This window comes from Streptomyces eurythermus, assembly GCF_014649115.1.
Taxonomy (GTDB): domain Bacteria; phylum Actinomycetota; class Actinomycetes; order Streptomycetales; family Streptomycetaceae; genus Streptomyces; species Streptomyces eurythermus.
The window spans coordinates 426,499-447,418 of the sequence record NZ_BMSK01000005.1 but is presented as its reverse complement, the minus strand read 5'-3'; the positions used below and the strand labels follow the sequence as shown (position 1 = coordinate 447,418).

Here is a 20,920-nt window from a genome sequence, read left to right as displayed (position 1 = left end):
TGCCCGCTGTTGTGATATGCGCCACTCGGCAGGGACGAGGAAGGGCCCGTACGACCGGAGTCGTACGGGCCCTTGTGTCAGCTCACTCGGTGTCAGCCGTTGCGCTTCCAGCGCGGCTTGTCCTCGCGGCGGCCGAAGGAGCCGCCGGTGCCGCGGTGGTCGTCACGACGGCCGTAGGGGCGGTCGTGGCCGCCGGAGCGGAAGCCCGGACGGTCGTCACGGCGGTCGCGGTTGAACGGACGGTCGCTGCCCCGGTGCCCGCCACGGTCGTCACGGCGGAAGCCCGGACGGTCGTCGCGGCGCTCGAAGCCACGGCCACCCCGGTCGTCACGACGCTCGAACCCACGGCCGCCACGGTCGTCACGACGCTCGAAACCACGGTCCCGGTCGAAGGGACGGCGCTCGCCCCGGTCGTCCCGACGGTCGTCGCGACGCTCGAAGCCACGGCCACCCCGGTCGTCACGACGCTCGAAACCACGGTCGCGGTCCCGGTCGCGGTCGAACGAACGGCGGTCGCCCCGGTCGTCACGGCGGTCGTCGCGACGGTCGTCCCGGCGCTCGAAACCGCGCCGCTCCCGGCGCTCGTACGGTGCCGCCGCCGGGCGCTCCTCGCGCTCGGTCTCGCGCTCCGCCGGCTCCTCGGCCACGGCGAGCTGCTCCGCGGCCGTCGCCTGGGCCTCGGCCACCGCCGTCTCCGGGTCCTCGCCGCGCTCGCGGGCGACCCGGGCCACCAGCCGGTCGGCCTCCTCGCGCAGCTCGGTGGCGCGGCGCTGGGCGCGCTCCAGCTGCTTGGTGAGCTGGGCGACCTCGCGCTCGGCCTGCTGGGCGGCGTTGGCGGCGGACTCGGCCTGGACCTCGGTCATGGAGCGGGCGCCGGTGATCTCGGCGACCTCCGGGTCGAAGGCGGCGCCGCCCTGGATGATGTGGCGGGCCGCGTCGACGCCGGCGTCCTCCATGAGGCGGAAGATCTGGCGCCGCTGGTGCGGCAGGGAGAGCGAGACGACCGTGCCGGTACGGCCCGCGCGGGCGGTACGGCCGGCCCGGTGCAGGTAGTCCTTGTGGTCGCCGGCCGGGTCCACGTTCAGGACCAGGTCGATGCCGTCGACGTGGATGCCGCGGGCGGCGACGTCGGTGGCGACGAGCACGTTCACGTACCCGTCCTTGAAGTCCGCCAGGGTCCGCGTGCGGGCGCCCTGGGTCATGCCGCCGTGCAGCGCGTCGGCCTTCACCCCGGCGTCGCGCAGCTGCTCGGCGACGCGGTCGGCGCCCAGCTGGGTGCGGACGAAGATGATCGTGCGGCCCTTGCGGGAGGCGATCGCGGCGGTGACCGGCGCCTTGTCCTTGGGCTTCACGATGAGGATGTGGTGCGACATGGTCGTCACCGCGCCCTGGGCCGCGTCCACCTCGTGGAGGACGGGCTCGGTCAGGTAGCGGTCGACCAGGGTCTTGATCTCGTTCTCCATCGTGGCGGAGAAGAGCATGCGCTGGCCGCCGGCCGGGACCTGGTCGAGCAGCTCGGTGACCTCGGGCAGGAAGCCCAGGTCGGACATCTGGTCGGCCTCGTCGAGGACGGCGATCCGCACGTCCTCCAGGGAGCAGGCGCCGCGGTTGATGATGTCGCGCAGCCGGCCCGGGGTGGCGACCAGGATGTCCACGCCGCGCTCGAGGGCGTAGATCTGGTTGCCCATGGACGTGCCGCCGCAGACGACCTTCATCTTCAGGCCGAGGACGTCGCCGTAGGGCTGGAGGGCGTCGGCGACCTGCATGGCCAGTTCGCGGGTCGGGGTGAGGATGACGGCGCGGGGCCGCTTCTTCTCGGTGCGGCCCTCGGCCAGCAGGGCCAGGGTCGGCAGACCGAAGGAGAGGGTCTTGCCGGAGCCGGTGCGGCCACGGCCGAGGATGTCCTTGCCGGCCAGGGCGTCCGGGATGGTCGCGGCCTGGATCGGGAAGGGGGTCGTCACGCCGTTCTGCGCGAGCTTGCGCACGATGCCCTCGGGGAGGCCGAGGTCGGCGAAGGTGGTCTGGGGGGTGGTGTCAGCGGCCTCGGGGGCCTCGGTGACCTCGTTCGTCACGTCGAGTTCGTTCTCGTTCTCGGACATGACGATCTGGTCGGTACTGGACACGGACATGCGAATGCGAAACCTTCCGGAGTCTCGTCGGCACGCGCCCGTCAACTCCGTGATTCGCTCACGACCGCCTCGATGCGGTCCGCCACGGCAAAGGAGAGTACGCGCCACACGGCGCGCTCTGTGGTGGCGCCGGGCAAATGGGATCAAACGATCTACCACCATACGCACCTACCCCCCGTGAAGGCAAACCGAGTGGTGTAGACGCACGTCACAGCGGTTCGCCCGGTACCGGCGGAGCGGAAGGCGTCACACCGCCACGCCCGCCGCGGGCGCCGGTTCCCGCTGGACCAGCTGCGGCCCGGTCTCCTCGTGCGCCGACGAGGACGGCTCGGCCGACGGCGGCTCCGTGGCGGGCGGCGGCTCGGTGGTGGCCGGCGGCGGGGGCGGGGCGGAGCTGGCCGGGGGCGTGGGCGGCGCCTTGGTGGGCGCCGGGCCGCCGGGCGCGCCGGTCCCTCCCGGCTCCTCCGGCTCGCCGCGCTTCCCCGGTTTCCCCGGCTTGTCCGGTGCGCCCGAGGCGCTGCCCTTGCCCGACGGGGTGGGCGACGCCGGGCCGGACTCCCCCGGCTTCGCCCTGCCGCCGTGACCGTGTTCGCCGCCACCGGTCCCGCCCGCCTCGACGGGTCCGCCCACGCCCTGTGCCGGGCCGCCGTCGGGTGCCTCGCCGGCGGGCTGCCCCGCCGAGTGGGAGGGGCGGGCCCGGCCCGCGCCGTCGCCCACGTTCACACAGCCGGCGGCGGCGGTGACGGCCAGTGCCGTGGCGGCCAGACGGACGGGTACGGACAAGGGGCGCACGGCGGCCACCTCCGGGGGCGGGGGACGGAAGTCAACCTCCCCAACTCCCGCCGCCCGCAAGAGGACACGCGCACGCCCCGGGCGCACGGCGGCACCCGCCGCCCCACGTTCACCCGCGCCGGGCGCCCCGCGCTCCGCCGGCCACCCGGCGCGGCGCGCGGCTCACCCGTACCCGAGGGCGTGCAGCCGGTCGTCGTCGATGCCGAAGTGGTGGGCGATCTCGTGCACCACCGTCACCTCGGTCTCCGCGATCACGTCCTCGCGGCTGGCGCACATCCTGAGCGTCGGCCCGCGGTAGACGGTGATCCGGTCCGGCAGGACACCCGCGTACCACTCGCCGCGCTCGGTCAGCGGTGTCCCCTCGTAGAGCCCGAGCAGCTCGGGATCGTCGGCGGGCGGTTCGTCCTCCACGAACACCGCGACGTTGTCCATCAGCCGCGTCAGCTCCGGCGGGATCCGGTCCAGCGCCTCGGCGACCAGTTCCTCGAACTCCTCGCGCGTCATCTCCAGCACAGTGCCATTGTCCGGGAACCCGGCCGCATATCCACCCCTTGACGTGGGCATACGGCATCAATAGCCCGCGTCCCCGTCGCAGCCCCGAGCAGCATGCCGAACCGGACACCGCCCCGCGTACGCCCCCGACCCCTCCCCCGTCTCGAACTCGCCGCCCGCCCCCGCCCCTGGGCGCACGCCCTCGGCCTGGCCGCGGTCGTGCTGGCCGGTGCCTGGCTCGGCCTGCTGGTCGTCGGCGCCGTCCGGGTCCCGGTCGGCCCGGTGGACACGACGATGGCGCTGCGGCCCTCCCTCACCGGCGGCACGCGGATCGACGTGTCCCCGCTGGGCGCGCTCTCCCTGGACAGCCATGCGGCCCCGCTGCGCCTGGACGTGAACGTCGACCGGCTGGACCCACCCCGCTCCCAGGCGCTGGTCGACCACCCGGAGCGGATCTCCGGGCTCCAGGACGAGATCGTCCGGGGCGTCGAGCACGGCACCCGGGACCTGGCCCTGCGCTCCTGCGTCGCCGTGGTCCTCGGGGCCACCGCACTCGGTCTCGCCGTCTACCGCCGGCCGCGCCGGGCCCTGGCGGCCGGCGGGCTGGCCCTGGCGCTGCTGGCCGCCTCGGGCGCGTCGGCGTACGCCACCTGGAACCCGAAGTCGGTCCTGGAGCCGAGGTTCTCCGGACTGCTCTCCTCGGCGCCGTCCGTGGTCGGCAACGCCCGCAGCATCGTCACGGAGTTCGACGTCTACCAGCACGAGCTGGCGCGCCTGGTGACGAACGTGACGAAGCTGTACGACGCCACGTCCACCCTTCCGGCCTACCGCCCGGACCCGACCACCATCCGGGTCCTGCATGTGTCGGACATCCACCTCAACCCGGCGAGCTGGAAGATCATCGGCTCGCTCGTGAAGCAGTACCAGGTGAACGTGATCGTGGACTCCGGGGACACGATGGATCACGGCACCGCGGCGGAGAACGGCTTCCTGGACCCGGTCCGGGACCTGGGCGTGCCGTATGTGTGGGTGCGCGGCAACCACGACTCCCGGACCACCCAGCGCTATCTGGAGCGCATGCGCAACGTGCGCGTGCTGGACGACGGCCGGGCCGTGACGGTGGGCGGCCTGCGGTTCGCGGGCATGGGGGATCCGCAGTTCACCCCCGACCGCTCGGCGGCGCCCGGCGGCGAGGCGGCCGAGCGTCTGGCGGGCGCCCGGCTGGCCAGCGCCCTGCGCGACCAGCAGGCGGCCGGGACGCCGGTGGACGTGGCGGTGGCGCACGAGCCGACGGCCGCCAAGGAGACCGACGGCCAGGTGCCGCTGGTGCTCTGCGGGCATCTGCACCACGAGGGGACGCAGATGCTGCCGTACGGCACCCGGCTGCGGCGGGAGGGCTCCACCGGCGGCAGCGGGCTGCGGGCGGTGGAGCGCGAGCACCCCGCCCCGATCCAGGCATCGATCCTCTACTTCGACCGGGACAGCCGCCGGCTCCAGGCGTGGGACGCGATCGAACTCGGGGGGCTGGGCCTGACGACGGCCGAGGTCAGCCGCCATCTGGTGGACGAGAACCAGCCCGGCGCCACCGCTCCCTCAAGCTCCCCCTCGCACGCCTCTCCCAGCACCTCTCCGTAAACCGTTTTGGCGATACCCCTCGCCATCCCATATGCTTCTCACGTCCCCGACGCGCTGAGAAGCGCCCAGGCGGGCCGATAGCCCTCATCGTCTAGCGGCCTAGGACGCCGCCCTTTCAAGGCGGTAGCACGGGTTCGAATCCCGTTGGGGGCACGCATTACCGTGTGCGACACTGTTGCACACAACGCTTGGTCCTGTGGAGCAGTTTGGAGTGCTCGCCACCCTGTCAAGGTGGAGGCCGCGGGTTCAAATCCCGTCAGGACCGCTGGTGTTTCACGTGAAACACCGTGGCTGGGTAGCTCAGTTGGTACGAGCGTCCGCCTGAAAAGCGGAAGGTCGCCGGTTCGACCCCGGCCCCAGCCACAACCGCCCTGACCAGGGCAGAGCCCCTCCCCGTTCACGGAGAGGGGCTCTTTCGTACCCGCCATGCCCGACCCGCCATGCCCCCGGTACGCCCATGGAGCCCGCCACGGTGAAGGCCTTACCGAGCATTGATCCCACGCTGCCGCCCGACCGGTTTCCCGAGCGGGTCTGGTACACCTCGTACGGCTCCAACACCCACCTGGACCGGCTCGCCGCCTACATCAAGGGCGGGCGTCCGCCCGGTGCGGGCAGGGAGTACCCGGGGTGCCGCGACCCCGCCATGCCGGCCCGGTCGGTCCCGGTGGAGCTGACCGGCGCGATGTACTTCGCCACCGAGTCCGCCGTCTGGGGCGGTGGGCGCGCCTTCTACGACCCGGATGCGGACGGCCGGGTGCTGGCCAGGGCGCATCTGGTGACGAGCGGGCAGTTCGCCGACATCGCGGCGCAGGAGATGTACCGATTGCCGGCCGGGGACCTGGACCTCGTGGAGGTGCTCACCCGCGGGCGCGCCGTCCTCGGTGACGGGCGCTACGAAACCCTCGTCTGCGCCGGACAGGTGGACGGCCTGCCGGTGCTCACGTTCACCGCGCCGTGGGGGATGAACGACGTGCCGTGGCTCGCGCCCTCCGCCGCCTACGTCCGCTTCCTGGCCGCGGGGCTGCTCTCGGCCGGGGCGTGGGACACCGAGGCGGTCGCCTCCTACGTCGCCTCCTGCCCGGGCGCCGAAGGCCACTGGTCGCCCCGTGCCGTCGCCGCGCTCCTGGACGACGGCACGGACGGGCACCGGCCGCCCGGAAGGCCCTGACCCGGGCCGGCCGGCGTCCCGCCGTGACCGCCTTGGCACCGCGCCCGCCCGGCGCTACGTTCGGCCTCGTCGCGCGTGGTGCGCGGGAACGGGGGGAGAGAACATGAGCCGGAACGAGGACAGAGCCGGACGGGACACCGACCTGGAGAAGATCCGGGCCCGGTACGGGCTGTTCGCGGTCATCGTCAGCAATCTCGCGATCGCCACGGTCGCGATCGTGGGCGTCTGGCAGCTCGACGGGGACAAGGGAGTGATCATCGGCATCCTCACCGCCGCGTTCACCGCCGTGAGCAGCCTGACCACGGCCTACCTGGGCATCAAGGCGGTCTCCAACACCGCCCAGGCGATCGCGCTGGGCGACGGCGCGGCCCGCAGGAACCCCGAAGCCACCCCGGCGGCCCCGCCCGCCCAGGGCGCCTCCTAAGCCCCGCCGTCCTCCCGCGCGGCCGGCCCGACCGGGCGCCCGCCCGGGTGGCGGTGGCGCCAGATCAGGAAGACCGCGCAGGAGACCGCGGCCCAGCCCGCCAGCACCAGGAACGGGAACGCGTGCTGGTGGCCCCGGAAGTACACGGCGGTGTGCTGGGCGTTCACCGAGGCGCCGGGCGGCAGCCAGCGGCCGATCGTGCCGAGCAGGGACGGCAGCAGCGGCCAGGAGACGGCGCCGCCGGACGACGGGTTGCCCAGCAGCACCATCAGGCCCCAGGTCGGCAGCATGGCCCACCGGCCGAACAGGGTGTTGAACATCGTGAACACCATGCCGGAGGTGAACATCGTGTAGGCGAGGATGGCCCACGACTCGACGAACGGCAGCCGCACCGCGCCCAGCCACCAGTCGGTCACCGCGGCGATCGTGAACCCGCCGAGCACGGAGTAGGCGACGGTGTAGGCGATCCGCTCCAGCGGGTTCAGCTCCCGCGCGTGCACGCTGAGCTGGATGGCGCCGACGAAGCCGATGATCACGGCGGCGAGGGTGATGTAGAAGATGGCCAGCCCGCGCGGGTCGCCCGGCTGCAAGGGCTTGAGGTCACGGACCGCCACGGTGGTCCCGGTGGCCTTGCCGACCTGCCGCGCCGCCTGACCGAGCACCTGGGCGACCGTCGCGCCGGACGCCCCGGACACGTCCAGGGTGATCGTCCGGCCGCCGGCGGGCGCGTCCAGCACCGCGAACACCTTCTGCTCGTCCACGGCCCGTACCGCGTCGTCCCGGCTGTCGTACGGGTGCAGCCGCATCGAGGCGTCCAGCGCCTCCTCCATGCCGTCGATGAACCGCCGGGCGGCAGGTTCGTCATAGTGGCCGGTGACCGCCGTGGGGATGCCGTGCGGGGTCGGGTTGGCCATGGCGTACGTGTACGAACCGGCGAAGAGGCCGGCCGCGGCGGCGAGGATGAGGACGAGGACCGTGGCGGGAAGGAAGGGGGACTCCCGGAACGCCACCCAGCGTTGCGAATCGGGCATAACGGTTACTTTGGCATCCCGTCGGGGGAGGTGCCTCCCGATGAACCGGCCCGTACACCGGCCCCCGTCAAATCGTTCGCGTGTTTTTCGCCCCGGGTGAGATCCTGGATCGCGTATGTCTACGCATCCTGCCCCCGCCCTCGGCACCCTCGCCCCCCGTCTGACCGAGTTGTCGCTGCGCGACGCGCACCGGCTCGGGCGGCGGCTGGAGGGCGCGCGCAAGATCCGCAAGCCGGAGGCCCGCGCCGCCGTCATCGCCGAGATCGAGACCGAGATCGACCGCGCCGCGCAGCGGATGGCCGAACGCCGCTCGCGCGTGCCTGCCGTCACCTACCCCGAGCAGCTGCCGGTCAGCCAGAAGAAGGACGCGATCGCGGACGCCATCCGCGACCACCAGGTCGTGATCGTGGCCGGTGAGACCGGCTCCGGCAAGACCACGCAGATCCCCAAGATCTGCATGGAGCTGGGCCGGGGCGTGCGCGGCATGATCGGGCACACCCAGCCGCGCCGGATCGCCGCCCGGACGGTCGCCGAGCGGGTCGCGGAGGAGCTGAGGACCCCGCTCGGCGAGGCCGTCGGCTGGAAGGTCCGCTTCACCGACCAGGTGAACCCGGACGCCACCTTCGTCAAGCTGATGACGGACGGCATCCTGCTCGCCGAGATCCAGACCGACCGCGAGCTGCGCGCCTACGACACGATCATCATCGACGAGGCCCACGAGCGGTCCCTCAACATCGACTTCCTGCTGGGCTACCTGGCCCAGCTGCTGCCCAGGCGCCCGGACCTGAAGGTCGTCATCACCTCGGCGACCATCGACCCCGAGCGCTTCTCCCGGCACTTCGGCGACGCCCCGATCATCGAGGTGAGCGGGCGGACGTACCCCGTGGAGGTGCGCTACCGGCCGCTGCTGGAGGAGGAGTCCGAGGACGCCGACCGCGACCAGATCACCGCCATCACCGACGCCGTCGAGGAGCTGATGGCCGAGGGACCGGGCGACATCCTGGTCTTCCTCTCCGGCGAGCGGGAGATCCGGGACACGGCGGACGCGCTGGAGAAGAAGAAGTACCGGTTCACCGAGGTCCTGCCGCTGTACGCCCGGCTGTCCCACGCCGAGCAGCACCGCGTCTTCCAGCAGCACACCGGACGCAGGATCGTCCTGGCCACCAACGTGGCCGAGACCTCCCTCACCGTCCCGGGCATCAAGTACGTCATCGACCCCGGCTTCGCCCGGATCAGCCGCTACAGCCACCGCACCAAGGTCCAGCGGCTGCCCATCGAGCCGATCAGCCAGGCCAGCGCCAACCAGCGCAAGGGCCGCTGCGGCCGTACGTCCGACGGCATCTGCATCCGGCTGTACTCCGAGGAGGACTTCCTCGCCCGCCCGGAGTTCACGGACGCCGAGATCCTGCGGACGAACCTCGCCTCCGTCATCCTCCAGATGACCGCGGCCGGCCTCGGCGACATCGAGAAGTTCCCCTTCATCGACCCGCCGGACCACCGCAACATCCGCGACGGCGTGCAGCTGCTCCAGGAGCTGGGCGCGCTGGACCCGGCCCAGAAGGACCCCCGCAAGCGGCTCACGGACACCGGCCGCAAGCTGGCCCAGCTGCCGGTCGACCCGCGGCTGGCCCGGATGGTCCTGGAGGCCGACAAGAACGGCTGCGTCCGCGAGGTCATGGTGATCGCCGCCGCGCTGTCCATCCAGGACCCGCGCGAGCGCCCGGCCGACAAGCAGGCCCAGGCCGACCAGCAGCACGCCCGCTTCAAGGACGAGACCAGCGACTTCCTCGCCTATCTGAACCTGTGGCGTTACATCCGCGAACAGCAGAAGGAGCGCGGCTCCAGCTCCTTCCGGCGGATGTGCAAGCAGGAGTACCTGAACTTCCTGCGCATCCGCGAATGGCAGGACATCTACACCCAGCTGCGCACGGTCGCCAAGCAGATGGGCATCCACCTCAACGAGGACGACGCCCCGGCCGACCGGGTCCATGTCTCCCTCCTGGCCGGCCTGCTGTCCCACATCGGGATGAAGGACGTCAAGGACGGCAACAAGAACGAGTACCTGGGCGCCCGCAACGCCAAGTTCGCGATCTTCCCGGGCTCGGCGCTGTTCAGGAAGCAGCCCAAGTTCGTGATGTCCGCCGAGCTGGTGGAGACGTCCAGGCTCTGGGCCCGGGTCAACGCCAAGATCGAGCCGGAGTGGGTCGAACCCCTCGCCGGGCACCTGCTGAAGCGGACGTACAGCGAACCGCACTGGGAGAAGGACCAGGCGGCCGTGATGGCGTACGAGAAGGTCACGCTGTACGGCGTGCCGATCGTCGCACAGCGGAAGGTGAACTACGGCCGGATCGACCCCGAGGTCTCCCGCGAGCTGTTCATCCGCAATGCGCTGGTGGAGGGCGACTGGCGCACGCACCACAAGTTCTTCGCCGACAACCGCAAGCTGCTCAGCGAGGTCGAGGAGCTGGAACACCGCGCCCGGCGCCGGGACATCGTGGTCGACGACGACACGCTCTTCGACTTCTACGACCAGCGGGTGCCCGAACACGTCGTGTCCGGCGCGCACTTCGACTCCTGGTGGAAGCACAAGCGGCACGAGCAGCCGGACTTCCTGGACTTCGAGCGGGAGATGCTCATCCGGGAGTCGGCGGAGGCGGTCACCAAGGCCGACTACCCGGACACCTGGCGCCAGGGCAACCTGAAGTTCAGGGTCACCTACCAGTTCGAGCCGGGCGCGGACGCCGACGGCGTGACGGTGCACATCCCGCTCCAGGTGCTCAACCAGGTCACGGACGAGGGCTTCGACTGGCAGATCCCGGGCCTGCGCGAGGAGGTGGTGACGGAGCTGATCCGCTCGCTGCCCAAGCCGATCCGCCGCAACTACGTGCCGGCGCCGAACTACGCCAAGGCGTTCCTGGAGCGGGCGGTGCCCCTCCAGGAGCCGCTGACCGTCACCATGGCCCGCGAGCTGAAGCGGATGGTCGGCGTGCCCTTCGAGGCGGACGACTTCGACTGGTCGAGGGTCCCCGACCATTTGAAGATCACGTTCCGGATCGTCGACGAGCGGCGTCGCAAACTCGCCGAGGACAAGGACCTCGAGGCGCTGAAGCTCCGGCTGAAGCCGAAGGCACGCAAGGCCCTGTCCCAGGCCGCGGCGGCGACCGCCTCCCGCGAGGGTGGCGAGTCCCTGGAGCGCAAGGGCCTCACCGACTGGACGATCGGCACCCTCAACCGGGTCTTCGAGACCCGCCGGGCCGGGCAGCCGGTGCGGGCGTACCCGGCGCTGGTGGACGACGGCGACACGGTCTCGGTGCGGCTCTTCGACACCGAGGCGGAGCAGGCGGAGGCCATGTGGAAGGGCACCCGCCGGCTGATCCTGCGCAACATCCCGGTGAACCCGGCGAAGTTCGCGTCCGCGAAGCTGACGAACCAGCAGAAGCTGGCCCTGTCCGCGAATCCGCACGGCTCCATCCAGGCCCTGTTCGACGACTGCGCGATGGCGGCGGCGGACAAACTGATCGCGGACTTCGGCGGCCCGGTGTGGGACGAGGAGTCGTACCGGAAGCTGTACGACAAGGTGCGCGCGGAGATCGTGGACACCACGGTCCGCACGGTCGCCCAGGTGCAGCAGGTGCTGGCCGCCTGGCAGGCCTGTGAACGGCGCCTGAAGGCCGTACGCAGCCCCGCGCTGCTCGCCAACCTGACGGACGTCCGCAAGCAGCTGGACGCCCTCGTGAAGCCCGGCTTCGTCACCTGGGCGGGCATACGGCGCCTGCCCGACCTGATGCGCTATCTGGTGGCCGCCGACCGGCGCCTGCAGCAGATGCCGACGAACGTGCAGCGGGACACCACGCGCATGGAGAAGGTGCACGAGATGCAGGACGAGTACGCCTGGCTGCTGGAACAGCTCCCGCAGGGCCGCCCGGTGCCGCAGCAGGTGCTGGACATCCGCTGGATGATCGAGGAGCTGCGGGTCAGCTATTTCGCCCACGCGCTGGGCACGGCGTACCCGGTCTCGGACAAGCGGATCGTGAAGGCGATCGACGCGGCGGCCCCGTAGCGCCCCGGGCACGGAGGGTGAGTTCGACCGGAGCCCTCACCCTCCTGTACAGTCCTTCTCGCAGCGCAACGCACGAACAAGCGCCGCGAGCAAGGTCCTGTGGAGCAGTTTGGAGTGCTCGCCACCCTGTCAAGGTGGAGGCCGCGGGTTCAAATCCCGTCAGGACCGCATAAGAGAAGGGCCCCCGCGAGGGGGCCCTTTCGCTTTTGCCCGTCGGCGTGCGCTTCTGCCGTGTCGGCGTGCGGCCTTGACGGCGTGTCATTCCGCCGGTACCCAGGGAGCAGGGCCCGTTCCTCCTGTGCGGCCCCTGGAGGTGGCGTATGGCGGCGTCGGTCAGGCACGAGACGCGGGCGCTTCTGAGGGCCCACCTGTCGGCCGCCTCGTCCTACCGGCATCTGACCCGCCACTGTCCCGTCTGCCACCACCTGCTGCGGCTGGCGATGGCCGCCGGCCCGCGGGGCCGGGAGGGCGAGCGGGAGACCGCCGAGGGCGAGGGGCGCCGCCGCGGGTGACCCCGCCGGGCCCAACACCCGTACAGACGTGGGAATCTGGAACCGGAGCTTCCCTTTAACCCATGCGGACCGCGAGCGGCAAGCGCCCCGCAGTGTGACGGGAGTCACCGCACGAGTTTGGGAAACAGGGGAACTTACCCCCTCCCTACAACGGGTCAATTTAATATGTGCAATTGCACTCGGCCCCGACCTCGCGCACAGCCGTTCCGACAGGCCTCCCCAGAGTCCGACAAGGACGCTCACCAGCGCCGTCCCCGGCCCCGGCCCGCGCACAAAAAAGATCGCGCTGGACCCGGCGGAGTCCAGCGCGATCGACGACGCACCCTGTGCCGTATGCCTACGGCGTTCTCATCGGCTTGGGCGTGGGCCTGTTGGGGCAGGACCCGCGTCGCTTGGAGCTAGGGTTTCGGGCGCCTCGGACAGTTGGGGGACCGTCCGTCTTGCCCGGTTATGCGGTTGTTCAGGCCTCGCTGCGCTGCTGCGGGATGCCCGCCAGCAGCGCCCGGACCTCCGCCTCGCGGTAGCGGCGGTGCCCACCGAGCGTGCGGATGGACGTGAGCTTGCCGGCCTTCGCCCACCGCGTGACCGTCTTGGGGTCGACGCGGAACATGGTGGCGACCTCAGCGGGGGTCAGCAGCGGCTCGGCATCAGGGGTGCGAGCGGTCATGAGCGGCCTCCTCGGGAGAACCGAACCTTCTCGGTTCTTTCCTCTAAATTCTGCACCTTGACCCGCGTTGCCCGAAATGGCGGACGCGAGTCGAGTCGGTTATAGGACGAACGGCTTGTCCTCGGCACTACAACTACACCATCTGTCCAGCCGCGTCGGCCAAACCGATGGAATTGCCCTCCCAGGTGTTCATCAGCGACGGAAGCCGATGGACCATGCCATAGCGGACAGTCACTCCACTGTGACGATCAGTCACAGTGGCGTTCAGGAGTCACCGGACCCCCCAAAGCGTGCAATGCTGAGATTCCGGCCATAGTGGAGCATAGTTGGACGGACGGAGCCCTCCCCGGACTCCTTGTCCTATTTTGGCACGAGGGGTGGCATCCAGGGCAAGGGCCTTGTAAGTGCAGTCCATCACCCTTGGGACAAAAGTCCAGATCGAGTCCAACGTCCCGTCAGATGGTCAAGCGAGGTAGAACGTACGTCTTCCGGTGCCGGTTTGACTGTGACGCACGCCACTCAGTTCGCGGAACGCAGGTCCCTGACCGCCCGCCAGCGCTCCACCAGCCGCCCGTACGCCTCCCCGGCGGCCACCTCGTCCCCCCGACGCAGCGCCTCGATGCCGGTCGCGACGTCCGCCGCCGAGTGGTCGTCCTCCAGCTCGCCCGCCGGCAGCACGTGCACCAGCCCGCCGTAGTCCAGCTCCACCAGCGAGCGCGGGTGGAACTCCTCCAGCCAGCGGCCGACGTCCACCACACCGTCGACCAGCGGCCCCTCCTCGACGGTGTCCCGCAGGGTGCGCAGCGCCCGTGCCACCCGGCGCCGGGCCTGCACCATCGGCGTGCGGTAGCGCAGCACCGGCGGCACGTCGGCGGTCCCCTTGTCGTACCGCCGCTCCTCGTCCGCGACCAGCACGAACCAGTTCAGCGGCACCTGCCAGGTCGCCGTGCGGATCCACGGGCGGGCGTCGGGGTTGCGGGCGAGCCAGCGCTCGTAGTCCTGGGCCGCCTGCCGGCGCACCAGGGGCGGCAGCACCGCGTCCAGCACCGGCGGGGGCAGCTCCTCCGCGAGGTCGTCCAGGGCCTGCCAGCCGCGCAGCCGGGTCCGCCAGGGGCACACACAGACGACCCCGTCGACCTCCAGCACGAAGGCGTCGCCGCTCTCGTGCACCGGCACCGCGATCGGCGGGGTAGCCACCAAGTCCGCCAGGGAGCGCCGCAGTTCGTCCTGGTAGGAGGGGCGGTCGGGGCGGCGGGCGTAGCGCGCCCAGTGGCCGCGCTCCGGCTCCGGGAAGGCGCCCAGCGGCTCGTACACACGCAGATACGCGGCATAGGGGACGACCACGGAGGACACCTTGGGCACGCCTGCTCCCTCCCCATCGGGCCCGGCTCGAAACCACTGCAAATCGTGCCACGGACATGCGTGCGCGGCGGGCCCGGGAGAGTGATCCTGAACACTGAGCGGATGGTGACGGGGCCGAGGCTCTACGCTCATGCCACGGCTCCCCGCCACCCGTACGGGGACCCACCCCACTCGCCGCTAGTACACAGGAGTCACCACAGTGACCGACGTAACCGGCGCGCCTGCCGATGTCCTGCACACCCTGTTCCACTCGGACCAGGGCGGCCATGAGCAGGTCGTGCTCTGCCAGGACCGCGCCAGCGGCCTCAAGGCCGTGATCGCCATCCACTCCACCGCCCTGGGCCCCGCCCTCGGCGGCACGCGCTTCTACCCGTACGCGAACGAGGCCGAGGCCGTCGCCGACGCACTGAACCTCGCGCGCGGGATGTCGTACAAGAACGCCATGGCCGGTCTGGACCACGGCGGCGGCAAGGCCGTGATCATCGGCGACCCGGAGCGCGACAAGACCGAGGACCTGCTGCTCGCCTACGGGCGCATGGTCGCCTCCCTCGGCGGGCGCTACGTCACCGCCTGCGATGTCGGCACCTACGTCGCGGACATGGACGTCGTGGCCCGCGAGTGCCGCTGGACCACCGGCCGCTCCCCCGAGAACGGCGGGGCCGGCGACTCCTCGGTGCTCACCGCCTTCGGCGTCTACCAGGGCATGCGCGCCTCCGCCCAGCACCTGTGGGGCGACCCCTCGCTGCGCGGCCGCAAGATCGGCGTCGCCGGCGTCGGCAAGGTCGGCCACCACCTGGTGCGGCACCTGCGGGACGAGGGCGCCGAGGTCGTGATCACCGATGTGCGCGAGGACGCCGTCCGGCGGATCCTCGACGAGCACCCCGAGGGCGTGACGGCCGTCGCCGGCACCGAGGCGCTGATCCGGGTCGAGGGCCTCGACATCTACGCGCCGTGCGCGCTCGGCGGCGCGCTGAACGACCTCACCGTGCCGGTGCTCACCGCCAAGGTGGTGTGCGGCGCGGCCAACAACCAGCTCGCCCACCCGGGCGTGGAGAAGGACCTCGCCGACCGCGGGATCCTCTACGCGCCGGACTACGTGGTGAACGCCGGCGGGGTCATCCAGGTGGCCGACGAGCTGCACGGGTTCGACTTCGACCGGTGCAAGGAGAAGGCGTCGAAGATCTTCGACACCACGCTGGCCATATTCGCACGTGCGAAGGAAGACGGGATTCCGCCGGCCGCCGCGGCCGACCGGATCGCCGAGCAGCGGATGGCCGACGCCCGCGTGGGCCGCACCGCGCGCTAGCGGTTTCGCACACATGAGCGGTACCCGTCGGCGGGAACTTCGAGAGAACTCTCACTTCCCCCGGCGGGTCGTTCCCCGATAAGTGGTTAAAATCGCCACTGACCAGCGAGGACGGGGCGCCTCGAAGGTCCTGTGCACACGCGCGTGCTGCGGGCGACGTACCGTATGGGCGCGGGCTCAGGTACCGTGGAAGCCCTACGGACCGGCCTCTCCACGGAGAGTCCGTTCCAGAACATGAACGCGTGTCAGACTCTGGGGCCGTCGAGCCCCGTCGTTGAGGGGGTCGAGCCATGGGGCGCGGCCGGGCCAAGGCCAAGCAGACGAAGGTCGCCCGCCAGCTGAAGTACAACAGCGGTGGGACGGACCTCTCACGCCTGGCCGAGGAGCTGGGCGCATCGACGTCGAACCAGTCGCCGAACGGCGACCGTTTCGAGGACGATGAGCACGACGACGACCTGTATGCACGGTACGCCGACCTCTATGAGGACGACGACGACGAGGACGAAGGTCCTCAGCAGCACCGTCGCGGCGCGTAACGCTTGCAGCGGGCTTCACCGCACTTTCCCGGTCCGGGGCCGTAGCACCGGACCGGGTTTTGTGCTGCCGTGGCGAGGCCGGGGCCCCGCCTCCCGGCCTTACGCGTAGTCACCGATCAGTTCGGCGCCCGACGTCTTCTCGCCGCGCTCGGTGATCTCGCCGGCCACCCAGGCGTCGACACCGCGGTCGGCCAGGGTCGCGAGGGCCACCTCGGCCGACTCCTGCGGGACGATCGCCATCATGCCGACGCCCATGTTGAGGGTCTTCTCCAGCTCCAGGCGCTCGACGCTGCCGGTCTTCTGGACCAGGTCGAAGATCGCGCCGGGGGTCCAGGTGGAGCGGTCGACCACCGCGTGCAGCCCGTCCGGGATCACCCGGGCCAGGTTCGCCGCGAGCCCGCCGCCGGTGATGTGGCTGAAGGCGTGCACCTCGGCGGTGCGGGTGAGGGCCAGACAGTCCAGCGAGTAGATCTTCGTCGGCTCCAGCAGCTCCTCGCCGAGGCTGCGGCCCAGCTCCGCGATCTCCGACTCCAGGGACAGCCCGGCGCGGTCCAGCAGGACGTGCCGGACCAGGGAGTACCCGTTCGAGTGAAGCCCGGAGGACGCCATCGCGATCACCGCGTCACCCGTGCGGATGCGATCGGCGCCCAGCAGCCGGTCGGCCTCCACAACGCCCGTACCGGCCCCGGCGACGTCGAAGTCGTCCTCGCCCAGCAGACCCGGGTGTTCGGCCGTCTCGCCGCCCACCAGGGCGCAGCCGGCCAGCACGCAGCCCTCCGCGATGCCCTTGACGATGGCCGCGACCCGCTCGGGGTGGACCTTGCCGACGCAGATGTAGTCGGTCATGAACAGCGGCTCGGCACCGCACACCACGATGTCGTCCATGACCATGGCGACCAGGTCGTGGCCGATGGTGTCGTAGACGCCCATGCGGCGGGCGATGTCGACCTTCGTGCCGACGCCGTCCGTGGCGGAGGCCAGCAGGGGGCGTTCGTAGCGCTTGAGGGCGGAGGCGTCGAAGAGCCCGGCGAAGCCGCCGAGGCCGCCCAGCACCTCGGGGCGCCGGGTCTTCTTCACCCATTCCTTCATGAGCTCGACGGCGCGGTCGCCCGCCTCGATGTCGACGCCCGCCGCTGCGTAGCTGGCACCAGTTGTCTCAGACATGGCTGTGAGAGCTTTCGTGTCGTACTGCGGGGGGTGTTACGGGCGGCGGATCGCGTCGGCCGCGGCCGTGGCGGCGGGACCGGCGGCCAGCTCGGTCTCCAGCAGCTGCTTGCCGAGCAGCTCCGGGTCCGGCAGCTCCATCGGGTACTCGCCGTCGAAGCAGGCGCGGCACAGGTTCGGCTTGGCGATCGTGGTCGCCTCGATCATGCCGTCGAGGGAGATGTAGGCGAGGGAGTCGGCGCCGAGGCTGGTGCCGATCTCCTCGATGCTCATGCCGTTGGCGATCAGCTCCGCGCGGGTGGCGAAGTCGATGCCGAAGAAGCAGGGCCACTTCACGGGCGGCGAGGAGATCCGGATGTGGACCTCGGCGGCGCCCGCCTCGCGGAGCATGCGGACCAGGGCGCGCTGGGTGTTGCCGCGCACGATCGAGTCGTCGACGACGACCAGGCGCTTGCCCTTGATGACTTCCTTCAGCGGGTTCAGCTTCAGCCTGATGCCCAGCTGGCGGATGGTCTGCGAGGGCTGGATGAAGGTCCGGCCGACGTAGGCGTTCTTGACCAGGCCGGCACCGAAGGGGATGCCGGATGCCTCCGCGTAGCCGATGGCGGCCGGGGTGCCGGACTCCGGGGTCGCTATGACCAGGTCGGCCTCGACCGGGGCTTCCTTGGCCAGCCGGCGGCCCATCTCCACCCGGGAGAGGTACACGTTGCGGCCGGCGATGTCGGTGTCCGGGCGGGCCAGGTACACATACTCGAAGACACAGCCCTTGGGCTTCGCTTCCGCGAATCGCGAGCTGCGCAGGCCGTTCTCGTCGATGGCGACGAACTCGCCCGGCTCGATCTCGCGCACGAAGCTGGCGCCGGTGATGTCCAGGGCGGCGGTCTCGGAGGCGACCACCCAGCCGCGCTCCAGGCGGCCGAGGACCAGCGGGCGGATGCCCTGCGGGTCACGGGCGGCGTAGAGGGTGTGCTCGTCCATGAAGACGAGCGAGAAGGCACCGCGCGCCTTCGGGAGCACCGCGTGGGCGGCTTCCTCGACGGTGAGCGGCTTGCCGTCCTCGTCGACCTGGGCGGCCAGCAGGGCCGTCAGCAGGTCGGTGTCGTTGGTGGCCGCGACCCGGGTGGAGCGGCTGTTGTTGTCGTTGGGCAGGGCGGCGACCATCTCGGCGAGCTGCGCCGTGTTGACCAGGTTGCCGTTGTGACCGAGCGCGATGGAGCCGTGCGCGGTGGCACGGAACGTCGGCTGGGCGTTCTCCCACACGGAGGCGCCGGTGGTCGAGTAGCGGGCGTGTCCGACCGCGATGTGACCCTGGAGCGAACCGAGCGAGGTTTCGTCGAAGACCTGGGAGACCAGGCCCATGTCCTTGAAGACGAGGATCTGGGAGCCATTGCTGACCGCGATTCCCGCGGATTCCTGACCCCGGTGCTGGAGGGCGTAGAGCCCGAAGTACGTGAGCTTTGCGACCTCTTCACCCGGAGCCCAGACGCCGAAGACGCCGCAAGCGTCCTGGGGGCCCTTTTCGCCGGGAAGCAGATCGTGATTGAGTCGACCGTCACCACGTGGCACGCCACCGAGTGTAGGCGAGGTCGTCCACTGGTCCGAATTGGGGATACGTGCCCTCCACCGGCCCGGCCACCCCGATCAGGTTGGCGGTTTTCGCGTTTCCGCAGGTCATCCCGTATGCGGCGACGAGTCGGCGGATCCCGGGCCCGGCCACTGTCAGGCGATTACGAACGATTCGCCGCCGCGATGAGTGAGGTGTCGCACATCATTCGGGAGTGCCACGGGTGAGGTGCACGCGGTCTCCGTGACCGGTGGTGAGGGTGAGTTCGCCGTGTTCGGCCGCGCCGGTGAGGGTCTGGCCGTCGAGCGCCTTGGCGAGCGCCCGCTCGAAGCTCATCCGGTCGGGGTCACAGGCCATCTTGGTGGTGCGCAGCGCCCCGAAGGTGATCCGGTCCCCGTGCACGCCGACGCGGGCGCTGAACCGGTTGCAGCCGAGGTTCCCGGCCGCGCTGCCGTCGGTGCCGATCCGCAGGTGCGGGGAGCCGGTGGCGGGAGCGGTGAGGTCCTCACCGCCGACGGTGACCCGTTCGACCCGCCACTCCACCCCGGTCACCGGTTCGCTCGCGCCCATGGCAGCACTGTCCGCCTTCCCGGCGGCACAGGCCACCACCAGGGGGATCGCCGCCGCACCGAGCCACTGCTTGTGCCGTTTCATACCGTTTCGACGCACCCGGAGGGTTGTCGGTTCCGCTATCCGAGCAGCGGCAGCAGCCCTCCGAGGTCGGCCCGCTCCCCGCTGGCGCTGACCTGCGCCGCGGCCACGGCGTCCGTCCAGGACAGCCGGCCGGTGGCGAGCCGGATCCAGGTCAGCGGGTCGGTCTCCACGACGTTGGGCGGGGTGCCGCGGGTGTGCCGGGGCCCTTCCACGCACTGCACGACGGCGTACGGCGGCACGCGCACCTCGGTGGAGCCGCCGGGCGCCTTGACGGCCAGCGCGTCGGCGAGCAGCCGGGTGGCGGCGGCCAGGGCCTGCCGGTCGTACGGCACGGCGAGGTCCGGGACGGCGGCGTTCAGGTCGTCGGTGTGGGTGACGAGTTCGACGGTAGAGGTGACGAGGTAGTCGTCCAGCCGCATGGCGCCCACGCTGGTCTCCAGCAGCCGGCCGGCGGGGTGCCCGGCCAGCAGGGCGCGCAGACCGTCCTCGGCCTCGGCGAGGTAGGCGTCGAGGTCCGGGCGCTCCACGGCGAGCCGGCGCGTGCCGTCGTCGATGGGGGCCGAGTCGGCGGCCGCCGCGAAGACCCAGTCGGCCGGCTGGGCGTCCTGCTTCGGCGGCGCCGGCCGGGCGGCGGCCCGCAGCACGGCGGTGACGCCCATGCCGATGTGTGCGACCAGCTCCCGCACGGTCCACTCCCCGAGCCGGGTGGGCAGCCCGAGCCGCTCCTCGTCCAGCCCGCGCACGGCCTCCCGCACATGACCGAGCTGAGCGAGCACGGCGGCCCGGGTCTTGGCGGGGTCGTAACTACGCGCACGTTTCCTGGCTGTCGGCATGGGGCGAGCCTATGCGGGTCTCTGCCGTCGATCACTCGTGCGGGTGGCCGACGTCGGAACCCGCCTCGGCGAGGCCGGGACCGGACAACACTGGCCTGCGCCTGGAAGGGGGTGGAACATGACGGTTATGGCCGAGCGCACGTCTCAGATGTCGGTGCAGGAGTTCGAGAAGATCGCCTCCACCGCTCCCGAGACCGTCACGTTGGAGTTCATCAACGGACGGATCGGAGTCAAGAAGGTGGCCGGCGAGTGGGCCGACCCGGCCGGTGTGCTGATGGCCGTCGAGGTCACCTCGTACGACTCGGACACCGACCGGCGGGACCGGCACGAGAAGCCGACCGCGTACGGTCAGGCGGGGATCCCGCTCTACCTCCTGATCGACCGGGACTCCTGCACGCTCACCGTGCACAGCGGGCCGGATCGGCGGATCGGCGGCTACCGCGACGTCCACACCTCGAAGTTCGGCGAGAAGGTGGCCCTGCCCGGCCCGATGGGCATCGAGCTGGACACGGAGATCCTCGAGAACTACGTGCGCTGAGCCGACGGGGTCCCGCCCGGACGCGCTCGTCCGGGCGGGACCCTTCCGACGGA

The 20,920-nt window shown here is 71.2% G+C and carries 18 protein-coding genes and 4 tRNA genes; 12 read left to right on the top strand and 10 right to left on the bottom strand.

From position 1 onward, the window contains the following. Positions 1-92: 92 nt before the first annotated feature. From IE251_RS12295 to IE251_RS12285, 3 genes are all read right to left on the bottom strand, one after another. Positions 93-2,129 carry a DEAD/DEAH box helicase gene (locus tag IE251_RS12295; protein WP_189752890.1) on the bottom strand — a complete coding sequence of 679 codons (2,037 nt, stop codon included), beginning with the start codon at positions 2,127-2,129 and terminating at the stop codon, positions 93-95. A gap of 246 nt (positions 2,130-2,375) precedes the next feature. Next, positions 2,376-2,921, bottom strand: a complete 546-nt coding sequence (locus tag IE251_RS12290; protein ID WP_189752889.1) for a hypothetical protein — start codon at positions 2,919-2,921, stop codon at positions 2,376-2,378. 162 nt (positions 2,922-3,083) lie between these two features. Further along, positions 3,084-3,434: a metallopeptidase family protein gene (locus IE251_RS12285; RefSeq protein ID WP_030619698.1), complete on the bottom strand. Its 351-nt coding sequence runs from the start codon at positions 3,432-3,434 to the stop codon at positions 3,084-3,086. Positions 3,435-3,527: 93 nt separating this feature from the next. On the opposite strand from IE251_RS12285, the gene IE251_RS12280 reads away from it, so the two are divergent. The 6 genes from IE251_RS12280 (at position 3,528) to IE251_RS12255 (ending at position 6,640) form a co-directional block, all read left to right on the top strand. Next, positions 3,528-5,048 carry a metallophosphoesterase family protein gene (locus IE251_RS12280; protein ID WP_189752888.1) on the top strand — a complete coding sequence of 507 codons (1,521 nt, stop codon included), beginning with the start codon at positions 3,528-3,530 and terminating at the stop codon, positions 5,046-5,048. Between the two features lie 80 nt (positions 5,049-5,128). Beyond that, positions 5,129-5,201, top strand: a tRNA-Glu gene (locus tag IE251_RS12275). A 37-nt stretch (positions 5,202-5,238) separates the two neighbouring features. Continuing rightward, a tRNA-Asp gene (locus IE251_RS12270) sits at positions 5,239-5,313 on the top strand. A gap of 24 nt (positions 5,314-5,337) precedes the next feature. After that, positions 5,338-5,411 (top strand) — tRNA-Phe (locus IE251_RS12265). Positions 5,412-5,520: 109 nt separating this feature from the next. Next, on the top strand, positions 5,521-6,216 hold the full coding sequence (locus IE251_RS12260) for a histone deacetylase (protein ID WP_189752887.1): 696 nt from the start codon (positions 5,521-5,523) through the stop codon (positions 6,214-6,216). Positions 6,217-6,319: 103 nt separating this feature from the next. After that, the gene (locus IE251_RS12255) at positions 6,320-6,640 is read left to right on the top strand and encodes a hypothetical protein (protein WP_189752886.1); all 321 of its coding nucleotides are present in this window, start codon (positions 6,320-6,322) and stop codon (positions 6,638-6,640) included. On the opposite strand, the gene IE251_RS12250 is transcribed toward IE251_RS12255, so the two are convergent. Beyond that, a complete protein-coding gene (locus tag IE251_RS12250; RefSeq protein WP_189752885.1) occupies positions 6,637-7,671 on the bottom strand; it encodes an ABC transporter permease in 1,035 nt (344 codons plus the stop codon). The genes IE251_RS12255 and IE251_RS12250 overlap by 4 nt on opposite strands. Positions 7,672-7,786: 115 nt before the next feature. On the opposite strand from IE251_RS12250, the gene hrpA reads away from it, so the two are divergent. The 3 genes from hrpA (at position 7,787) to IE251_RS12235 (ending at position 12,243) form a co-directional block, all read left to right on the top strand. Next, complete coding sequence (hrpA, locus tag IE251_RS12245) at positions 7,787-11,731, top strand: ATP-dependent RNA helicase HrpA (protein WP_189752884.1); 3,945 nt, start codon at positions 7,787-7,789, stop codon at positions 11,729-11,731. Positions 11,732-11,824: 93 nt separating this feature from the next. Then, positions 11,825-11,899, top strand: a tRNA-Asp gene (locus tag IE251_RS12240). Between the two features lie 152 nt (positions 11,900-12,051). Continuing rightward, positions 12,052-12,243, top strand: coding sequence for a DUF6274 family protein (locus tag IE251_RS12235; protein ID WP_189752883.1), 192 nt, complete (start codon positions 12,052-12,054; stop codon positions 12,241-12,243). A gap of 460 nt (positions 12,244-12,703) precedes the next feature. Here IE251_RS12235 and bldC read toward each other — a convergent pair whose 3' ends face one another. Together bldC and IE251_RS12225 are read right to left on the bottom strand one after the other, a co-directional pair. After that, positions 12,704-12,910 carry a developmental transcriptional regulator BldC gene (gene bldC / locus IE251_RS12230; protein WP_003949541.1) on the bottom strand — a complete coding sequence of 69 codons (207 nt, stop codon included), beginning with the start codon at positions 12,908-12,910 and terminating at the stop codon, positions 12,704-12,706. A 519-nt stretch (positions 12,911-13,429) separates the two neighbouring features. Continuing rightward, positions 13,430-14,272, bottom strand: coding sequence for a DUF8083 family protein (locus tag IE251_RS12225; protein WP_189752882.1), 843 nt, complete (start codon positions 14,270-14,272; stop codon positions 13,430-13,432). A gap of 199 nt (positions 14,273-14,471) precedes the next feature. On the opposite strand from IE251_RS12225, the gene IE251_RS12220 reads away from it, so the two are divergent. Both IE251_RS12220 and IE251_RS12215 read left to right on the top strand, forming a co-directional pair. Then, positions 14,472-15,578 (top strand): Leu/Phe/Val dehydrogenase, encoded by a 1,107-nt coding sequence (locus tag IE251_RS12220; protein ID WP_189752881.1) that lies wholly within the window; start codon positions 14,472-14,474, stop codon positions 15,576-15,578. Positions 15,579-15,868: 290 nt separating this feature from the next. Further along, positions 15,869-16,114, top strand: a complete 246-nt coding sequence (locus IE251_RS12215) for a DUF3073 domain-containing protein (RefSeq protein ID WP_189752880.1) — start codon at positions 15,869-15,871, stop codon at positions 16,112-16,114. 99 nt (positions 16,115-16,213) lie between these two features. Here the strand turns inward: IE251_RS12215 and purM are convergent, their stop codons facing one another. The 4 genes from purM to IE251_RS12195 all read right to left on the bottom strand — a co-directional run bounded on the left by purM (position 16,214) and on the right by IE251_RS12195 (position 20,329). Next, positions 16,214-17,278 carry a phosphoribosylformylglycinamidine cyclo-ligase gene (purM, locus tag IE251_RS12210; RefSeq protein WP_189752879.1) on the bottom strand — a complete coding sequence of 355 codons (1,065 nt, stop codon included), beginning with the start codon at positions 17,276-17,278 and terminating at the stop codon, positions 16,214-16,216. A 36-nt stretch (positions 17,279-17,314) separates the two neighbouring features. Further along, entirely contained in the window at positions 17,315-18,844 is a 1,530-nt protein-coding gene (purF, locus tag IE251_RS12205; protein ID WP_030619667.1) for an amidophosphoribosyltransferase, read from the bottom strand. Positions 18,845-19,046: 202 nt separating this feature from the next. Continuing rightward, complete coding sequence (locus IE251_RS12200) at positions 19,047-19,496, bottom strand: META domain-containing protein (RefSeq protein WP_189752878.1); 450 nt, start codon at positions 19,494-19,496, stop codon at positions 19,047-19,049. A gap of 35 nt (positions 19,497-19,531) precedes the next feature. Beyond that, positions 19,532-20,329: a sterol carrier family protein gene (locus IE251_RS12195; RefSeq protein WP_189752877.1), complete on the bottom strand. Its 798-nt coding sequence runs from the start codon at positions 20,327-20,329 to the stop codon at positions 19,532-19,534. Between the two features lie 118 nt (positions 20,330-20,447). Here IE251_RS12195 and IE251_RS12190 point away from each other — a divergent pair, with 118 nt between their 5' ends. Beyond that, positions 20,448-20,867, top strand: coding sequence for a Uma2 family endonuclease (locus IE251_RS12190; RefSeq protein ID WP_189752876.1), 420 nt, complete (start codon positions 20,448-20,450; stop codon positions 20,865-20,867). Positions 20,868-20,920 lie beyond the last annotated feature (53 nt).